Consider the following 15,415-nt stretch of genomic DNA (forward strand, 5'->3'; position numbering starts at 1 on the left):
ACCTGGGCTCGGGCGCCGGCGGCAAGGGGCCGTCAACCGGCGCGAGTTCGCCGGCGGAGGCTCGTTCGGGCGGGTTGGGCACCGTTCGGAGGTCGGCCAAGACGTCCGACGGTGCGAGTTGACATAATGTTTCTTATGCGATCCGAGGTCGATCCCGAGGGCAGGGGGCTGGAACTCGATTTGGCGGGTCATTTCGGGCACCTGGCGTCGATTTCGGCTTCGGACGACCTCAACCCCGGTCGGTCTCGCCACCTCAACCCGGGTCACCCCGACCTCAACCCGGGTCGGCCTTGCGCCGCCGGGTCACCACCGCCGACCTCAGCCCGGGGCGGCCTCGCCGCCGACCTCAACCCGGGTCAGCCTCGCCCCGCCGGATCGCCGCCGCCGACCTCAACCCGGGTCAGCCTCGCCCCGCCGGATCGCCGTCGCCGACCTCAACCCGGGTCAGCCTCGCCGCCGACCTCAACCCGGGTCAGCCTCGCTCCGCCGGGTCGCCGTCGCCGACCTCAACCCGGGTCGCCGCGTCGCCCCGACCTCAACCCGGGTCAGCCTCGCCCAACCTCAACTCGGGTCGGCGCTCCAGGACACCCGCGCGCCACAACGCACCGCGTCATCCTCCAGCCCTACAGCACCCGAGCGCCCTGCCCGCGCCGTGCTCGACCTGAACGACCGCTCAGCCTTTGGGAAGCGGCGGCGTCTCGACGTCGAGGCTGAGCAGCGCGCCGCCGTTCGTCAGCACGAACGCGCGCCGGCCGTAGGCGGCCGGCGTCATCGCGATGCCGCCCCCCGTCTCGATGCCGTCGATCACCGCGCCGTCCAGCGGCGAGAACAGGAAGATCCCGTAGCGCGTGGTCGTCACCAGCAGCGCCCCCGCGAACGGCACCGGAGCCGAGATGCCCCCGTCCGGCAAATCCCGCCGCCAGATCGTGCGGCCGTCCTCCGGGTCCAAGGCCCACAGGCCCGTCAAGCCCGACGACGCGAGCAGCACCTTCCGCTCGGGTACGATCGGACCGCCTCCGCTCCGCGGCGCATGCGCAGGCTGATGCCACAGCACGAGCTCGGTCACGCCGACCGCCGCCTCGTTCACCCAGGCCCGGGTCCCGTTCTCGGCGTCGAGCGCGAACACCCCGCCCGCGTAGCCCGCCACGAAGACTACATCGCCCGAGGCGATCTGGCCGAAGACGGGCGTGGTGTCCGTGTCGAGGTACTTCGGCGTCTGGCCGCCCGCGCTCTGCTCGGCCTCGGCCGCCAGGTCGACGAGCGCCCACTGCTCGGACCCGTTCTTGAGGTCGTAGGCCATCACGACCCCATCGGAGAACGCGGTGTAGACCTTGTCCCGCCCGAGCGCCGGGCCGGCGTGCCCGGAGATCTCCATCCCGAACGCCGGCGTCCGATGCTGATACCAGCGCATCGCGCCCGTCTCCGCGTCGAGCGCGATCAGCGTGTCGTTCGAGTTCGTCACGTAGAGCACGCCGTCGCGCAGCACCGGCCGCCGCGCGACCTTGGCGTTGGTCATGAAGCGGTAGACCAGCCGGCCGTCCGAGGCGCGCACCTTGTAAAGCGCACCGTCGTTCGAGCCGAAGTAGACCGCGTCCGACGCGGCGTCGTAGAGCGGCTCGCTCTGCACAGGGCCGAGCGTCTCGAACCGCCAGAGGACGTCGCTCGTGTCGGCGCGCACCGCGTACAGGCCGTGATCGCTCGACCCGACGAAGACGCGCCGGTGCGCCGCGTCGATCTCGGGGCGGCCACGCTCGTAGGCCTCGCCGACCTTCCGCGCCTCGGCGGTGAGCTCGCGGCGCTTCGTGATGCCCAGCGCGCTCCCCGGGTGGTGCAGCCAGAGCGGCGCGTCGGGCGCCGCGGCGACGCCCAGGTTGCCGCAGCCGCCGAGCGACGCGAGGCCCAGCCCGAGGAGCACAGCGCCCGCGGCGCGGCTAGTGCGGCGCATCGCCCGCCTTCTTCTCCGCGTTCTCGCGCGCGCGGCGGATCAGCTGCTCGAGCTCCTCCGGCGTCATCGTCTGGCCCTTCGGGCCGCCGAACGCGGCGCGGGGCGGCACGGCGGCCGGATCGATCTTGCGCAGCATCTCCTCGACGACGGCCTCGAGGAACTGGAAGGAGCGGCCCTCGGTCGAGGGAGCCTGGAGCTTCTCGTGCGCGCTCTTGAGCAGCTCCTTCGCCTTCTCGCTGTCGCCCTTGGCCAGGTGGACCCGCGCCTGATGGTACAGCGCGAGCTCCTTGTAGCCCTTCATGTCGATCGCCTCGAGCTCCTTGAACGACGCGAGCGCGCCGTCGAGATCGCCCTTGCCCTCACGCGCGAACCCGATGCCCTCGATGGCGCGGCCCTTCACGTCGGGATCGGCCCCCGCGAGCGGCGACGAGACCACGGCGCTGTACGCTTCGAGCGCGCGGTCGTAGTCCTTCTTGTCGAGCAACACACCGGCCTGCCCGAGCTTCGCCAGGATCGCGGCGCCGCTGCCGCCGTGCTCGTCGATGACCTTGTTGTACGCGGCGAGCGCGGTGTCCGACCGCTCGTCCGCGGACTTGAAGGTCCTCGTGACGTCGAACTCCTTCTCCTCCTCGCTGCGCGTGTCCTCGGCGAGCACCCTGCCCCGATCCGCAGCGACGGCCGACATGAGCGCCGACGTCGACACCGCGTCCTTCTTCTCGGTGCGCGACAGGTAGAACAGCACGCCGCCGGTCGCGACCAGCGCCGCCAGCACGCCCCACTGGACGACGTGGAAGTTCTTCTTGATCCACCGGCCGGCGCCGGTCGTCATCCGGCTGAGCGCGTCCTCGACCATCTCGCCCGGCAGCAGCTGGACCGGGCGGCGGCCCGCGGCCTGCTCCCGGCGACGCGCGAGCAGCTCCTTCGCGCGGGCGTTCTTGTCCTTGGGCAGTTCCTCGCCGGTAGCCTTCTTCTTGCGGCGGCGCGTGGTGGCCTCGTCGCGGCGGCGGGCGGCGCGGTTCGGCGCCGCCGGGGCCGCCTCGTCGCCAGCAGCCTCCGCCGCGGGCGCCTCGTCCGACTCGCCCACGCCGAGCGCCTCGGCGACGCGCTGCGCCGAGTCGTCGTCGTTCTCGTCGGCGCCGGCCTCCCTCACCGGAGCGCCGCGCGGCGGCCGCGCCGGGGCCGCCTCCGCAGCCCCGCCCTCGTCGCCATCGCTCCGCGTGGCTTCGTCCTTGTCACTCCCCGCGGATTTCTCTTCGGTCTGCTCTCGGTCCTTGTCCGACACGCGGCGGACTCTAGTCTTGCCGCCTGCGGCGTCAATCTGGCCGGTGAGCCGCAGGCGCTCCATCGGCCGAGCGCGGCGGCGCCGCCGCCTCGTCGCCGGCGCCGCCAGCGTCGCGGGGCGACCAGGGCGCAGGCGGCGGGGGCGGGATCTCGTCGCTCAGCGGGACCACGGCGCACGCCTGCACCTCGACGTTCTGGGTCGCGTAGACCACGAAATCAGCGTAAGCGCCCGGCTGCGCGCCCGTCGCGGGCGGCAGCGTCGCGAACGCCTCGGTCGGCTCGCTCCCCGGCGGGATCGCGAGCGTGACCGCGCGCTCCGCGTCGAGCTCCGGCGCGCTCGCCGGGACGATCGACGCGCCGTCCCGCTTCGGCGGCCGCGCGCCGCGCCTGGGGCTGCCGAAGCGCACCTCGCCGGGGCGGCCGTCGTCGGTCCGCGCGCGGCAGAGGACGCGCACGCCCTTGCCGTTGCCCGCCTTCGGGATCACGACGCCGAGCCCCACCCCGCTCTTCGCGAAGCGGCGCAGGCGGCCGAGATCGCGCTCGCGCGGCCCGCCGAGCAGGTCGAGGATGTCGGCCCGGAGCGCGAGCCCGAGCCCCCCGGGCAACGGATCCGGCGTGCCGAGCATGCGCAGGAGCGGCGCCCGCAGCTCCGGGCCGGCGCCGAGCTTCACGAGGGCCTCGGCGATCGCGACGCGCGCGGTCTGGTACGGCTCCTGGCCGAGCCGCTCGGCGAGCGCCGGCCGCGCGGCGTCCTCGCCGATCGCCGCGAGCGCGGCAGCGGCGTACGGGCGCAGCCGCACGTCGCCGAGCGCGGCGATGAGCGGCGGCAGCGCGGCCTTCACCCGGATCTTCGCGAGCGCGTCGACGATCTCGCGCGCCCGCTCGAACGACGTCGCCTCGCCCGCGCCTTCGCCGCCGTCCTGCTCCGGGCCGCGGACCACCTGCCGCAGCCACGCGACGAGCACGTCGTCGCCGCGGCGATCGCCCGCCTCCGCGAGCGCGAGCGCCGCGAGGCGTCGCCACTTGCGATCGCGATCGACCACGAGATCGCGCGTCAGCGGCGCGCCCTCGCCGAGCCGCGTGAGCGTGAGCGCCGCCCACCGCCGCACCTCGTCGTCCTCGTCGCGCACGAGCGCGAGCCGCAGCGACGGCGCCGCCTCGGAGCGGCGCAGATCGAAGAGCACCTCGCCCGCCTTGCGGCGGATGGCGACGTCGGCGTCGTCGAGCAGCGCCGCGACCTCGACCACCGCGTCGGCGTCGCCCGCGATGCCGCGGCGGAGCGCGTCGGGCCAGCCCTTGCCCTCCTTCCTCAGGCCGCGGACCTCGTAGCGCCCGTGCGACGCCTCGACGGCGCGCAGCTCCGACCGCATCGCGCCGAGCTCCGCGGGGCGCAGCGCGGAGATGTCCTGCTGCTGGCGCGGATCGGTCGCCACGTCGTAGAGCGCGCACGCGCCGATCTTGCGCGCGCAGACGAGCCGCAGCGTGCCCTTGGCGAGCAGCGTCTGCGCGTCCGTCTCGGCGAACGCGAAGCCCGGGAGCGAGGGCGGCCCGCCCGGCGGCGCCGCCGTGCCCTGCTCGGCCGCCGCGTCGCCGGCGGCGAGCAGCGGCCCGAGATCGGCGCCGCGCACGCGCGCGGGCCGCGGGATGCCGAGCCCCGCGAGCACCGTGGGCAGCAGATCGACGAGCTGCACCGGCGCCCTCACCACGCGCGGCGAGAGCAGGCCGGGTGCGCTCACGATGAGCGGCACGCGCGCCTGCTCCTCGTACACCGTCGTGCCGTGGTAGCGCCCGCCGTGCTCGCCGAACTCCTCGCCGTGATCGGCCGTGACGATCACGACCGCGTCCGGCCGCTCCTTGCGGATCTCGTCCACGATCGCGCCCACGCCCGCGTCCGCCACGGCGATCTCGGCGTCGTAGCGATCGATGTCGCGATCGCCGAGCGGGTGCTCCGGGTGCGCCTCGTACGGCTCGTGCGGCTCGAAGAGGTGCACCCACATGAACGCGCGCTGCTCCGACCCGAGCCCGGAGAGGTAGCTCCGCACCTGCTCCAGCCGGAGCGCGGAGCTCGCGAACTCGATCTTCTGGTACTCGAAGTCGAGCGCCCGATCGCGCAGCGCGCCGAAGCGCTCGCCGTCGATGAAGAACACCGCAGGCGGGTAGAAGCCCGCCGTCTTGTAGCCGTAGCGGCGGAGGTGCTGCGCGAACGTCTCGGAGTCGTCCCCGAGCCCCTGCAGCACGAGCGGGCGGATGTATTTGCCCGTCATCAGCGACGAGACCGCGTACGACGTGTGCGGCGTCGGCGTGTACGCCGCCTCGAAGCGCACGCCCTCGGCCGCGAGGCGATCGAGGTTCGGCGTGATCTTCCTCTCGTAGCCGTACGCCCCCACGTGGTCGGCGCGCAGGGCGTCGATGCTGATCAGCACGATGTCGCGCCCCCGCAGATCGATCGCGTTGCCGCTCGCGCGCTCGTCGAGCGGCGCGGCGTCGAGCGGATCGGGCGGCGACAGCACGGCGGCGAGCTCGACCACGTGCCCGAGCAGCGGGCCGTGCGTGGCGTAGATCAGCCGGATGTTGTCCGCGAGCGCGAGCCGGTCCGCGGCGCCGGGCGCGAGCGCGGCGCCGAACGCGAAGAGGACGAGGGCGAGCGCCGCGCGCACGAGCCTCGGCGAGCGCCGCTCGTGCGCGTCGCCCTGGCCGGACGGCCGCGTGGGCAGCGCCGGCGTCGCGAAGGTCGCCGCCGCGAGCGTGAGCGCCGCGAGCCCGAGGTGGAAGGCGGCGTAGAGGCGCGGCAGGACGCGCACGTTCGCGACCTCGAGCAGTGCGACCGCGCAGGCCGACGCGAGGACGAGCCACCGGCCGGCCCCCGCGCCGCGCGCCCGCTTGAGGGCGCGCGCCACGCGCGGCGCCGCCGCGAAGGTCGCGCCCGCGCCGAGGAGCGCGAGCGCCGCGATGAACGGCGCGCGCCGGCCGCCCTCGAACATGCGCCCGGCCGAGACCCCGAAGGCCACCGCGCCGCCGAACGCCCCGGCGAGCAGCGCCGCCGCGACGCGGAACCCCCGGCGCTCGGCGCGCATGGCGATCTCGAGCACCGCGCCGAGGACGGCGGCGCACGGCGCCGCGGCCGCGAGCGCGAGCGGCAGGAGGTCGCGCACGGCGCGGCCGAGCTCGTAGAGCCCGAGCAGCTCGCGCCACCGCAGGGCGCCGACGACCAGGAGCTCGGCGAGCGCGAGCGCCGCGAGCGCGAGGTAGGCGTCCGCCATGCGCCACCCGATCTCGGTCTCGAGCTTGCGCGGCGGGGCGTCGGAGCTCCCGCTCGGGAACGTGGCGCGGCTCGGCGCCGGCGCCGGCGTGGACGCGCGCGCCGGCCCGGACTGCAGCCGCGGCGCCGACGGCGCCCGGTGCCCGAGCGCTCCCGGCGCGGCGCCGGCGAGCCCGTCCGCGGCGGCGGCCGGGTCAGGCCGGCCCCCGTGGGCGAATCGACCGGGGGGCACGGACCCCCCGGGAGGCCGGCCGGCGCCCCCATGGCCCCGCGGGCGCATCGGAGCGGCGCCGTTGCGATCGGTCATGCGTAGGAGACTTCGAGGATCTCGTAGGTGCGCGGCCCGGCCGGCATCATCACGCGGACCTCCTCGCCGACCTCGTGGCCGAGCAACGCGCGCGCGAGCGGCGAGGCGATGGAAATGCGCCCGAGCTTGAGATCGGCCTCCTCGGGCCCGACGATCTGAAAGCTCTGCTCCTCATCCGTGTCCACGTTGGCGAGCTTGACCTTGGCGCCGAACTGGACCTTGCTGCCGCTCAGCTTGGACGGATCGATGACCTCGGCGCGCGAGAGCGTCTGCTCGAGGTAGCTGATGCGGGCGACGATCATGCCCTGCCGCTCCTTGGCGGCGTGATACTCGGCGTTCTCGGAGAGATCGCCGTGCTCCCGGGCCGTTCCGATGTCCTTGACGACCTGCGGCAGGTCGATCTCTTTCAGCCGTCGCATCTCTTCGCGGAGCCGCGCTTGCCCCTCGGGCGTCATGGGTACTTTCTCGGACATGGTGGGGACGCTTTTAGCATGGCTCCCGCCCGGTCGACGACGGCGCGAGACGCGCCGATCGCGGATAGCGCCGGCCGCCCGGACGCAGCGCGCCCTGCCTTGCCCCCGCTGGACTACCCCCGCCAGCGCACGATCTTCCGCGGAGGCCGCCGCGCATGGGCGTCCGCTGACTTCGTCGCGCTCCGGACGAGGGCCGCCGCGGTCCGGGAGAGCTCCTCCGGGCGCGGGCCGCCGTGCGGGACGGCCGCGGCGTCCACCGTCGCCGTGGCCGCGCCGGTCGCCTCGGCGATCCGCACCTCGACCGGGACGTCCGCGTCCGGGAGCCGCACGACGCCGCGGTAGACGAACTCGCCCGGCGCGCCGCCGGCGTCGGCCTGCTCCAGCACGTAGCGAGCGCCGGAGGACGGCCGCCCGACCGCCTGCGTCACAGCTGCGGCCCCGAGCGGGCCGGGCCCGACGCCGCCTTGGCGGGCGCGCGGCGCTGCCCGCCGGGGCCCATGTCGTCGAGGAACCGCCGCGCGGTCACCGCGAACGGGCCGCCGAAGTCCCGGATGACCGACTCGAACACGGCGCGCGCCTCGTCCGGCTTCTTCATCTTGAGGAGCGTCTCGCCCTTGAGGACGAGCGCCTCCGGCTCGAGCCCCGAGCCCGGGAAGGTCCGCAGCGCGTAGTCGATCCGCGCGATGGCCGCGTCGAACACGTCCCGCTTGAGGTAGTAGCGCGCCACGTAGAGCTCGTGGCGCACGAGCCGCCCGGTCACGACCTCGAGCATGTAGGCCGCGTCGTCGCGGTAACGGCTGCGCGGAAACTGCCGGAGGAAGGTGCGGATCTCCCGGTGGGCCTCGATCGTGGTCGCCTGATCGCGCTCCTCGGCCGGCGGCAGGAACACCGTGTCGTCGATGTCCAGGAAGAGCGACTTCGCCATCCGGTACTTCGCGTACTCGACGTTCCGATCCGTCCGGTGCTCCTGGATGAACGCGCGGTACGCCGAGATCGCCTCGGGGTACTTGCCCTGCTCGAACTCGAGGTCGGCGATCCTGAGGTCGGCGAGCCGGGCGTAGCGGCTGTACGCGAAGCGCCGCTTCACCTCGGAGAAGAGGGCGCGCGCGTCCTCCCAGTCCTTGGCCTCGAAGGCGGCCATGGCCTCGTTGTACGCGGCGCGCGCGTCCTCGGTGTACGTGAGGGTGGCGGTGCGGCCGTCGTTGAGCTCGAAGTCGCAGCCCACGAGCCCGCCCAGGGCAGCGAGGCACCCGGCGAGGGCGAGGACAGCGGCGGTGGGTCTCATCGTGCACGCCTCGTACCCAATCCGGCGCCGGCGCGCCAGGGCTTCCGCCGCGGGCCGGGCCCGCGCGCTCTTGCTCCCGCGTCGTGGCGCCCGGGAGAGCTGGGGTATGGTCGGCCCATGCCCGCTTCCCCTCCAGCGCCTGCACCAGCGGCCCCCACCCCGACGCTGCACCCGGGCGGCGCCGCCTCGCCCACGGTCCTCATCGTGGACGACGAGCGCAACATCCGCCGCACCCTCGCGCTCGTCCTGCAGGGCGAGGGCTACCAGGTCGCCGAGGCCCCGAGCGCCGAGGCGGCGCTGGAGCTGCTCGCGCACGGCGACACCCCCGTCGACCTCGCCCTGGTCGACCTGCTCCTGCCCGGCATGAACGGCCTCGACCTCCTCCAGCGCGTGCGCCAGGACGACGGCACCCGCGAGCTGCCGGTCATCGTGATCAGCGGGCACGCGACCGTCAACGACGCGGTGAAGGCCGTCAAGCTCGGCGCCTGCGACTTCTTCGAGAAGCCGCTCAACCGCGAGCGCGTCCTCGTGGGCGTCAAGAACGCGCTGCAGAACTCGCGGCTCGCGCGGGAGGTCGAGGACCTGAAGGCCCAGGTGCAGTCGCGCTACGAGATGATCGGCCAGAGCGCCGCGATGCAGCGGCTGTTCAAGGAGATCGACCGCGTCGCGCCCACGAAGGCGAGCGTGCTCATCACCGGCGAGAGCGGCACCGGCAAGGAGCTCATCAGCCGGGCCATCCACCGGCTCTCGCCGCGGGCGCGGGGCCCCTTCGTCCGGGTCAACTGCGCCGCGATCCCGCGCGAGCTCATCGAGAGCGAGCTCTTCGGCCACGAGCGCGGCGCGTTCACCGGGGCGAGCGGGCCGAAGCGGGGCTTCTTCGAGCAGGCCCACGGCGGCACGCTGTTCCTCGACGAGATCGGCGACATGGACCTCGCCGCCCAGGCCAAGGTGCTGCGCGCGCTGCAGTCGGGCGAGATCTGCCGCGTCGGCGGCGAGCACAGCCGGCACGTCGACGTCCGCGTGCTCGCCGCGACGAACAAGGACCTCTCGCGGGAGGTCGCCGCGCTGCGCTTCCGCGAGGACCTCTTCTTCCGCCTCGCGGTGTTCCCGATCAAGAGCCCGGCGCTGCGCGACCGCATGGAGGACCTGCGCGCCCTCGCCGACGCGTTCATGGCGGCGTTCTGCAACGAGAACGGCCTGAAGCAGAAGGCGATCGATCCGGTGGTCTACGCCGCGCTCGAGCGCCGGAGCTGGCCGGGCAACGTGCGTGAGCTCAAGAACGTCATCGAGCGCGCCGCGATCCTCTCGGGCGACGTCGTCACCATCGCCGATCTGCCGGAGGATCCGCACGAGAACCCGTTCGAGGACGACGCGCAGGGCGCCGCCGGGGAGGGGTCGATCGCGCCGCCCGCCCCCGGCGCGGCGGAGCCGCCCGCGGGCGCGGCCCGGAGCGAGCCGGAGCGCCCCCGCCTCACGCTGCGCGAGTTCCGCGATCGGGCCGAGCGCCGCTACATCGTCGAGGTGCTGGCCAGCCTCGACTGGAACATCTCGCGCGCGGCCGTGCTGCTCGGCGTCGAGCGCACGAACCTCCACAAGAAGATCCGCGCGTACGGCATCAAGCGGGGCGAGGCGCCGTAGCGCGCGGCCCTGCCTCCCGCTACGCGGCCCCGCCGAGCGCCCTGCGGACGGCGCGGAGGAGCGACTCGGCCGTGAACGGCTTGCCCAGCACCGCGGCGTCCGGCCGGGCGGCGAGCGCGTCGCCCGTGTAGCCGGACATGAAGAGCACCCGCATGTCCGGCCTCTGCTTCACGAGGCGCTCGGCGAGCTCGCCGCCGGACATCTCCGGCATCAGCACGTCGGTGAGCAACAGATCGACCCGCCCGCGCTGCGCCTCGCAGACGCGCAGCGCCTCGCGCGGGCCGCGCGCCGTCAGCGTGGTGTAGCCGTGCTGCGCGAGGATCCGGCTCGCGAGCGCGACCACCGCGTCCTCGTCGTCGGTGACGAGCACCGTCCCGCCGTCGCCCCGGCGCGGCGCGGCGTGGGGCGCGCGCCCGCGCCGCGAGGCCGACGGCCGCGCCGAGAGCGGCAGGTAGATCTCGACGCGCGTGCCCTCCCCGGGCTGGGACGCGAGCTCGATGAAGCCGCGCCACTGCTTGACGATCCCGTACACGGTGGCGAGCCCGAGGCCGGCCCCCTTCCCCCTCGGCTTCGTCGTGAAGAACGGCTCGAAGGCGCGCGTCCGCACGTCGTCGCTCATCCCGCTGCCGGTGTCGCTGACGACGAGGCGCGCGTACCTGCCGGGCGGGATCGCCGGGTGCGCCTCGTGCAGGCCCCCCGCGGCGCCGACGCGGACCGCGCGCGCCTCGATCGACAGCCGGCCGCCGTCCTGCATCGCGTCGCGCGCGTTCAGCGCGAGGTTCATGACCACCTGCTCGAGCTGCCCCGCGTCCGCGAGCACCCGGCACCCCGAGGGGCCGAGCGCGATCGCGAGCTCGACGCCGCCCCCGACGGCGGCGCGGAGCGCGCCCTCCATGCCGCGCACGACGTCCCGCAGATCCAGCACGACCGGCTGCGCGAGCCCGCGCCGGCTCACCGTGAGCAGCTGCCGCGTGAGCGACGCCGCCCGCTGCGCGGCGCCCTTGATCTCGGCGAGATCCTTCTGCACCGGGCTCTGCTCGTCGAGCTCCTCCATGACGAGGCTCGTGTAGTTCAGGATGATCGCGAGCAGGTTGTTGTAATCGTGGGCGATCCCGCCGGCGAGGCGCCCGACCGCCTCCATCTTCTGCGCCTGGCGCAGCTCCTCGGAGAGCTCGCGCCGGCGCTCCTCGGTGGAGCGCGAGGACGACAGGTCGACGATCACCCCGGTCACGAGCCGCTCCCCGCGCCCGTCCGCGAGCGACTCGGTCCGCATCACGCGGACCGTCGAGCCGTCGCGGCGCGTGAGGCACGTCTCGATCGCGCTCGCCGCCGGCGGCTTCCCGCCCGCGCCGCCCGCCACGCACCCGCCGAGGACGAGATCCGCCGCCGCGAGCGCCTCCTGCCGCGAGCCGTAGCCGAGCAGCCGGGCGAGCGCCTCGTTGCAGTCGAGGAGGCGGCCGTCGAGCGAGGCCACGTAGAGCCCGGCCGGCGAGCAGGACGCGAGCAGCGAGCTGTGCAGGAGCGGGCTGTGCTCCACCGGGTCTCTCGACGACGATCGTCCGCTGCTCATCGACGTGCTGTCCGTGCGGAAACGTTCAGTCGGAGGGAGATCCCCGACTCCCCGAAATGAAGCGCGGACTCCTCTCGACTGCAACGCCGTTCACGCCGGCAACGTGCGCGCGCGGCGGGCGGACCGGGCAGCCCCGCCGCGCAGCGCGGACGGTTTCTCCTTCTCCGTCCCGCCGAACTGGCCTAGACCCCGCCGGGGCTCGGCCGAGCCCTCAGGAGCGCGGCATGTTCTTCCTCGACAGCTCGAACCCGGACGAGATCAAGGAGATGTTCTCCTGGGGCGTGCTCGCGGGCGTGACCACGAACCCCCTCATCCTCTCGCGCGACGCGGGCTGCGTCGATCTCGAGCGGCGCATCCGCGAGGTGCTCTCGGCGTCGGCCGGCCCGGTGTCGGTCGAGCTGACGAGCGAGACCGAGGAGGCGATGCTCGAGGAGGCCCGCGGCTACCACGCGTGGGCGCCCGAGCGGATCTGCGTCAAGGTGCCGTTCAGCGACGTCGGCCTGAAGGTGACGCACGCCCTCGCGAAGCGCGGCGTGCGCACCAACGTCACGTGCGTGATGAGCTTCAACCAGGCGTACCTCGCGGCCCTCGCCGGCGGCGCGTACGTCTCGATCTTCAGCGGGCGCATCCGCGACATGGGCTACCCGGCGGCCCCGGTCATCGAGCGCACGCGCGCGCGGCTCGAGCGCGAGCGGCTGCGCGCCGAGATCATCGTGGGCTCGATCCGCCACCTCATGGACGTGAACGAGGCGCTCGACGCCGGCGCGCACATCGTGACCGTGCCGCCGGCGATCCTGCGGAAGATGCTCCACAACCCGAAGACCGAGGAGACGATTCGCGAATTCAACGCCGCCTGGGAGAAGCGTGCTAAGTAGCCGCGCGTGAACGCCGAGCCCGGCCGCGCGCGAGGAGACGTGGAAGCTCGAGGGCCGCGCCCTTCCAGAGACCCGAGAGACGAGGACCCCCTCGGCCCGCGCGCGCCGCGCCCCGCCCCGGCGGAGGCCCCCGCCGGCCGTAAGTACGCGGTCGAGGAGGTGAACCGGGCCCTCGTGGCCGTCGCCGGCCGGCCCCGGACGGTGCTCGACGTCGGCTGCGGGATCGGGCTCAACGGCGCCGCCGTCAAGCGCACGGGCGCGCGCGTGACCGGGATCGAGGTCGCGCCCGCGTCGCTCGCGCGCGCCGGGGAGGCGCTCGACGAGGTCCTCGCCGCCGACATCACGAGCGACACCGCCGTGCGCGAGGCGCTCGGCGACCGGCGCTTCGACCTGATCCTGTTCGCCGACGTCCTCGAGCACACCGCCGATCCGCTCGCCGTGCTCTGCCGCTTCCTGCCGCACCTCGAGGAGGACGGCCACGTCATCGTCTCGCTCCCGAACGTCGCGGCGTGGCCGGTGCGCCTCGGCCTGCTCGCGGGGCGGTTCGACTACGCGCCGAGCGGCATCCTCGACGACTCGCACCTCCGCTTCTTCACCCGCGCGTCGGCGCTCCGGCTCGTCGAGCGGGCCGGGCTCGAGGTGCTCCGCGTCGAGCAGAACCCGATGCTCGTCCGCGCCGCCAAGGGGCTCATCCTGAGCGGCCTCGGCGCGGGCGACGACCCCACCGATCTCGCCCGCTCGCTCCCCTACAAGGCCTACCACGCGCTCGTCCGCCCGCTGGAGGATGTCGTGGCGAGCCGCGCGCCCGGCCTCCTCGCGTTCCAGCACGTGATCGTCGCCAGGAAGCCGCCGCGCCCCCGCCGGATGCGGCTCACCGTCGGCATGCTCACGATGGACGAGGAGGAGAGCGTCGGCGCCATGATCGGCGAGATCAGGAGGGTCGCGCCCGACGCGGAGATCCTCTGCGTCGACAGCTCCACGAGGGACCGGACCCCCGAGATCGCGGCCAGCCTCGGGGCGCGCGTGCTCCGCCAGGTGCCGCCCCGCGGCCACGGCCCGGCGATGGAGCTCCTCATGTACAGCGCCGCGGCCCGGAGCGAGCTGCTCATCTACCTCGACTGCGACTTCACCTACCCCGCCGAGAACATCCCGGTGCTCCGGCGGCTCGTCGAGGAGGAGGGCGCCGACGTGGTGAACTGCGCGCGCACGCGCTCGAGGCCCGCGGCCATGCCGGTCCCGAACTACCTCGCCAACCGCGCCTTCGCCGCCATGGCGCACGCGATGCATGGCATCCCCACCTCGGACGTCCACAGCGGCATGCGCGCTTACCGCTGCTCGGTGATTCGGGCGTTCGATTTCGACGGTGAGGGGGACGCGCTGCCCATCGACACGCTGCTCTTCCCGGCCAAGTGCGGCTATCGCGTGGTGGAGATGCCGATCGACTACAACGAGCGCGTCGGCACCTCGAAGCTGCGCAAGCTGGCTGGCACCGTGTGGACCATGATTCGCCTCCTGCGCGCGCTCCCCGTGGGCGACCGCCTCGGCGATCGCTACGAGCGTCGCTAGGCGTCCCAGAAGCGCGCCGCCCGGCGTCACCGCTTCGTCGCGCAGCGGCGATGAGGCGGTGACAACGCGGTGCGGCGTCCCGTCTCCCGCGTGGTCATCGCATTGCGGGCGCCTATACTCGGCATCTTTCGACTCGAGAGGAGGCCAGAGATGCGGTTTCAGAAGGTAGTTTGCGTACTAGGTGTGTCCGCGCTGACGGGCGCCGCCGCGGCGGCGGGCTGCGGTGGCGACGATGCCGGGGGGGCGAGCTCGAATTCCCCTGGGGCTACCGGCGGCGCGACCGTAAGGGACTGCTCGCAGAAACACCCGGTCTGCACGGCGGTCGCCTCGGACTGCGTCGCCGTCCAAGACAATCGGGACGCGACCACGTTCGGGCTGCGCATGGCGCAGCTCACGATCACGAAGCCCGACGTGCTCGCGATCGGCTATGTCGCCCGCCTCGTCGCCCAGGGCCTGACGATCAATCTGCCCCAGTGTAATCTGAACGGCACGGGCACCTTCTCCTGGCTGCTCGAGTTCGACAAGGCGAACGGCAAGCTGCGCACCGGCGGCGCGAAGATCGCGGACGACCCGCTCGAGGGGTACTGCTTCGCGAACATGTCCGTGGGCGAGTTCGAGATCGCGCCGACCGAGATCGACGCCCCCCTGGGCGACGACGGCGCGTGGAGCGGCGAGGCCGAGACCCTCAACGTCCCGATCTTCCTGGAAACGAGCCCGGATCCGATCATCCTACCCCTGCACCAGGTGCGGCTCACCGACGCGACGCTGTCCGCGGACAACAACTGCGTCGGCCGGTACAACGTCGAGGGGCTCGACCCGATGAACGCCTGCCTCCCCGGCCAGGACGGCGACCCCCCGGCGTTCATCAACGGCGGCAAGCTCGCCGCGTTCATCACGCTGGAGGAGGTCGACCGGGTGATCGTGTCCAACATCAACCAGATGAGCCTCTGTCTCGTGCTCTCGGGCGATATCGTAAAATACGGAGCCGGTGGGGAGCCCAATACCTGCAAGCGCGACGAGAGCGGCCAGATCGTGCTGAAGGGCGACTGGTGCAGCGCGACGAACTCGCCTGCGACGGAAGACTGCGCAGACGCCTATGCGCTCGGCGGCGAGTTCGCGGCGAGCGCCGTCAAGATCAACGGTCTCTGCCAGCAGTAGCGCTTGCGGGCGGCTCTCCGGGGAGCGTACGCTTTGTCGTGGCGTCCTGACGCCCGCG

General features: G+C 73.6%; 11 protein-coding genes. 4 read left to right on the plus strand and 7 right to left on the minus strand.

The window, feature by feature from the left end:
- Positions 1-673: 673 nt before the first annotated feature.
- The 6 genes from WMF20_RS20795 to WMF20_RS20820 all read right to left on the minus strand — a co-directional run bounded on the left by WMF20_RS20795 (position 674) and on the right by WMF20_RS20820 (position 8,550).
- Positions 674-1,945 (minus strand): outer membrane protein assembly factor BamB family protein, encoded by a 1,272-nt coding sequence (locus WMF20_RS20795; RefSeq protein WP_129576018.1) that lies wholly within the window; start codon positions 1,943-1,945, stop codon positions 674-676.
- Positions 1,932-3,290: a tetratricopeptide repeat protein gene (locus WMF20_RS20800; RefSeq protein WP_437616162.1), complete on the minus strand. Its 1,359-nt coding sequence runs from the start codon at positions 3,288-3,290 to the stop codon at positions 1,932-1,934. The genes WMF20_RS20795 and WMF20_RS20800 overlap by 14 nt, the downstream gene beginning before the upstream one ends.
- Complete coding sequence (locus tag WMF20_RS20805) at positions 3,259-6,717, minus strand: sulfatase-like hydrolase/transferase (RefSeq protein WP_437616164.1); 3,459 nt, start codon at positions 6,715-6,717, stop codon at positions 3,259-3,261. The genes WMF20_RS20800 and WMF20_RS20805 overlap by 32 nt, the downstream gene beginning before the upstream one ends.
- A 71-nt stretch (positions 6,718-6,788) precedes the next feature.
- Positions 6,789-7,265 carry a transcription elongation factor GreA gene (greA, locus tag WMF20_RS20810; RefSeq protein WP_129576021.1) on the minus strand — a complete coding sequence of 159 codons (477 nt, stop codon included), beginning with the start codon at positions 7,263-7,265 and terminating at the stop codon, positions 6,789-6,791.
- A gap of 113 nt (positions 7,266-7,378) precedes the next feature.
- Complete coding sequence (locus WMF20_RS20815; RefSeq protein ID WP_129576022.1) at positions 7,379-7,693, minus strand: hypothetical protein; 315 nt, start codon at positions 7,691-7,693, stop codon at positions 7,379-7,381.
- Positions 7,690-8,550: an outer membrane protein assembly factor BamD gene (locus tag WMF20_RS20820; protein WP_437616167.1), complete on the minus strand. Its 861-nt coding sequence runs from the start codon at positions 8,548-8,550 to the stop codon at positions 7,690-7,692. The genes WMF20_RS20815 and WMF20_RS20820 overlap by 4 nt, the downstream gene beginning before the upstream one ends.
- Positions 8,551-8,667: 117 nt before the next feature.
- On the opposite strand from WMF20_RS20820, the gene WMF20_RS20825 reads away from it, so the two are divergent.
- Positions 8,668-10,188 carry a sigma-54-dependent transcriptional regulator gene (locus WMF20_RS20825; protein WP_437616169.1) on the plus strand — a complete coding sequence of 507 codons (1,521 nt, stop codon included), beginning with the start codon at positions 8,668-8,670 and terminating at the stop codon, positions 10,186-10,188.
- A gap of 19 nt (positions 10,189-10,207) precedes the next feature.
- Here the strand turns inward: WMF20_RS20825 and WMF20_RS20830 are convergent, their stop codons facing one another.
- Positions 10,208-11,758 (minus strand): ATP-binding protein, encoded by a 1,551-nt coding sequence (locus WMF20_RS20830; protein ID WP_437616171.1) that lies wholly within the window; start codon positions 11,756-11,758, stop codon positions 10,208-10,210.
- 224 nt (positions 11,759-11,982) lie between these two features.
- On the opposite strand from WMF20_RS20830, the gene WMF20_RS20835 reads away from it, so the two are divergent.
- From WMF20_RS20835 to WMF20_RS20845, 3 genes are all read left to right on the plus strand, one after another.
- A complete protein-coding gene (locus WMF20_RS20835; protein WP_437616173.1) occupies positions 11,983-12,633 on the plus strand; it encodes a transaldolase family protein in 651 nt (216 codons plus the stop codon).
- A 39-nt stretch (positions 12,634-12,672) separates the two neighbouring features.
- Positions 12,673-14,199, plus strand: a complete 1,527-nt coding sequence (locus WMF20_RS20840; RefSeq protein WP_437616175.1) for a methyltransferase domain-containing protein — start codon at positions 12,673-12,675, stop codon at positions 14,197-14,199.
- Between the two features lie 183 nt (positions 14,200-14,382).
- Positions 14,383-15,357, plus strand: a complete 975-nt coding sequence (locus WMF20_RS20845; protein ID WP_437616177.1) for a hypothetical protein — start codon at positions 14,383-14,385, stop codon at positions 15,355-15,357.
- Positions 15,358-15,415: the final 58 nt, after the last annotated feature.

It is taken from the genome of Sorangium sp. So ce834 (assembly GCF_051521425.1).
Classification (GTDB): Bacteria; Myxococcota_A; Polyangia; order Polyangiales; family Polyangiaceae; genus Sorangium; species Sorangium cellulosum_D.

Coding starts and splice junctions, on each gene's coding strand:
- WMF20_RS20795 (WP_129576018.1), bottom strand. CDS start 1,945: ATGCGCCGCACTAGCCGCGCCGCGGGCGCTGTGCTCCTCGGGCTGGGC.
- WMF20_RS20800 (WP_437616162.1), bottom strand. CDS start 3,290: ATGGAGCGCCTGCGGCTCACCGGCCAGATTGACGCCGCAGGCGGCAAG.
- greA (WP_129576021.1), bottom strand. CDS start 7,265: ATGTCCGAGAAAGTACCCATGACGCCCGAGGGGCAAGCGCGGCTCCGC.
- WMF20_RS20820 (WP_437616167.1), bottom strand. CDS start 8,550: ATGAGACCCACCGCCGCTGTCCTCGCCCTCGCCGGGTGCCTCGCTGCC.
- WMF20_RS20825 (WP_437616169.1), top strand. CDS start 8,668: ATGCCCGCTTCCCCTCCAGCGCCTGCACCAGCGGCCCCCACCCCGACG.
- WMF20_RS20830 (WP_437616171.1), bottom strand. CDS start 11,758: ATGAGCAGCGGACGATCGTCGTCGAGAGACCCGGTGGAGCACAGCCCG.
- WMF20_RS20835 (WP_437616173.1), top strand. CDS start 11,983: ATGTTCTTCCTCGACAGCTCGAACCCGGACGAGATCAAGGAGATGTTC.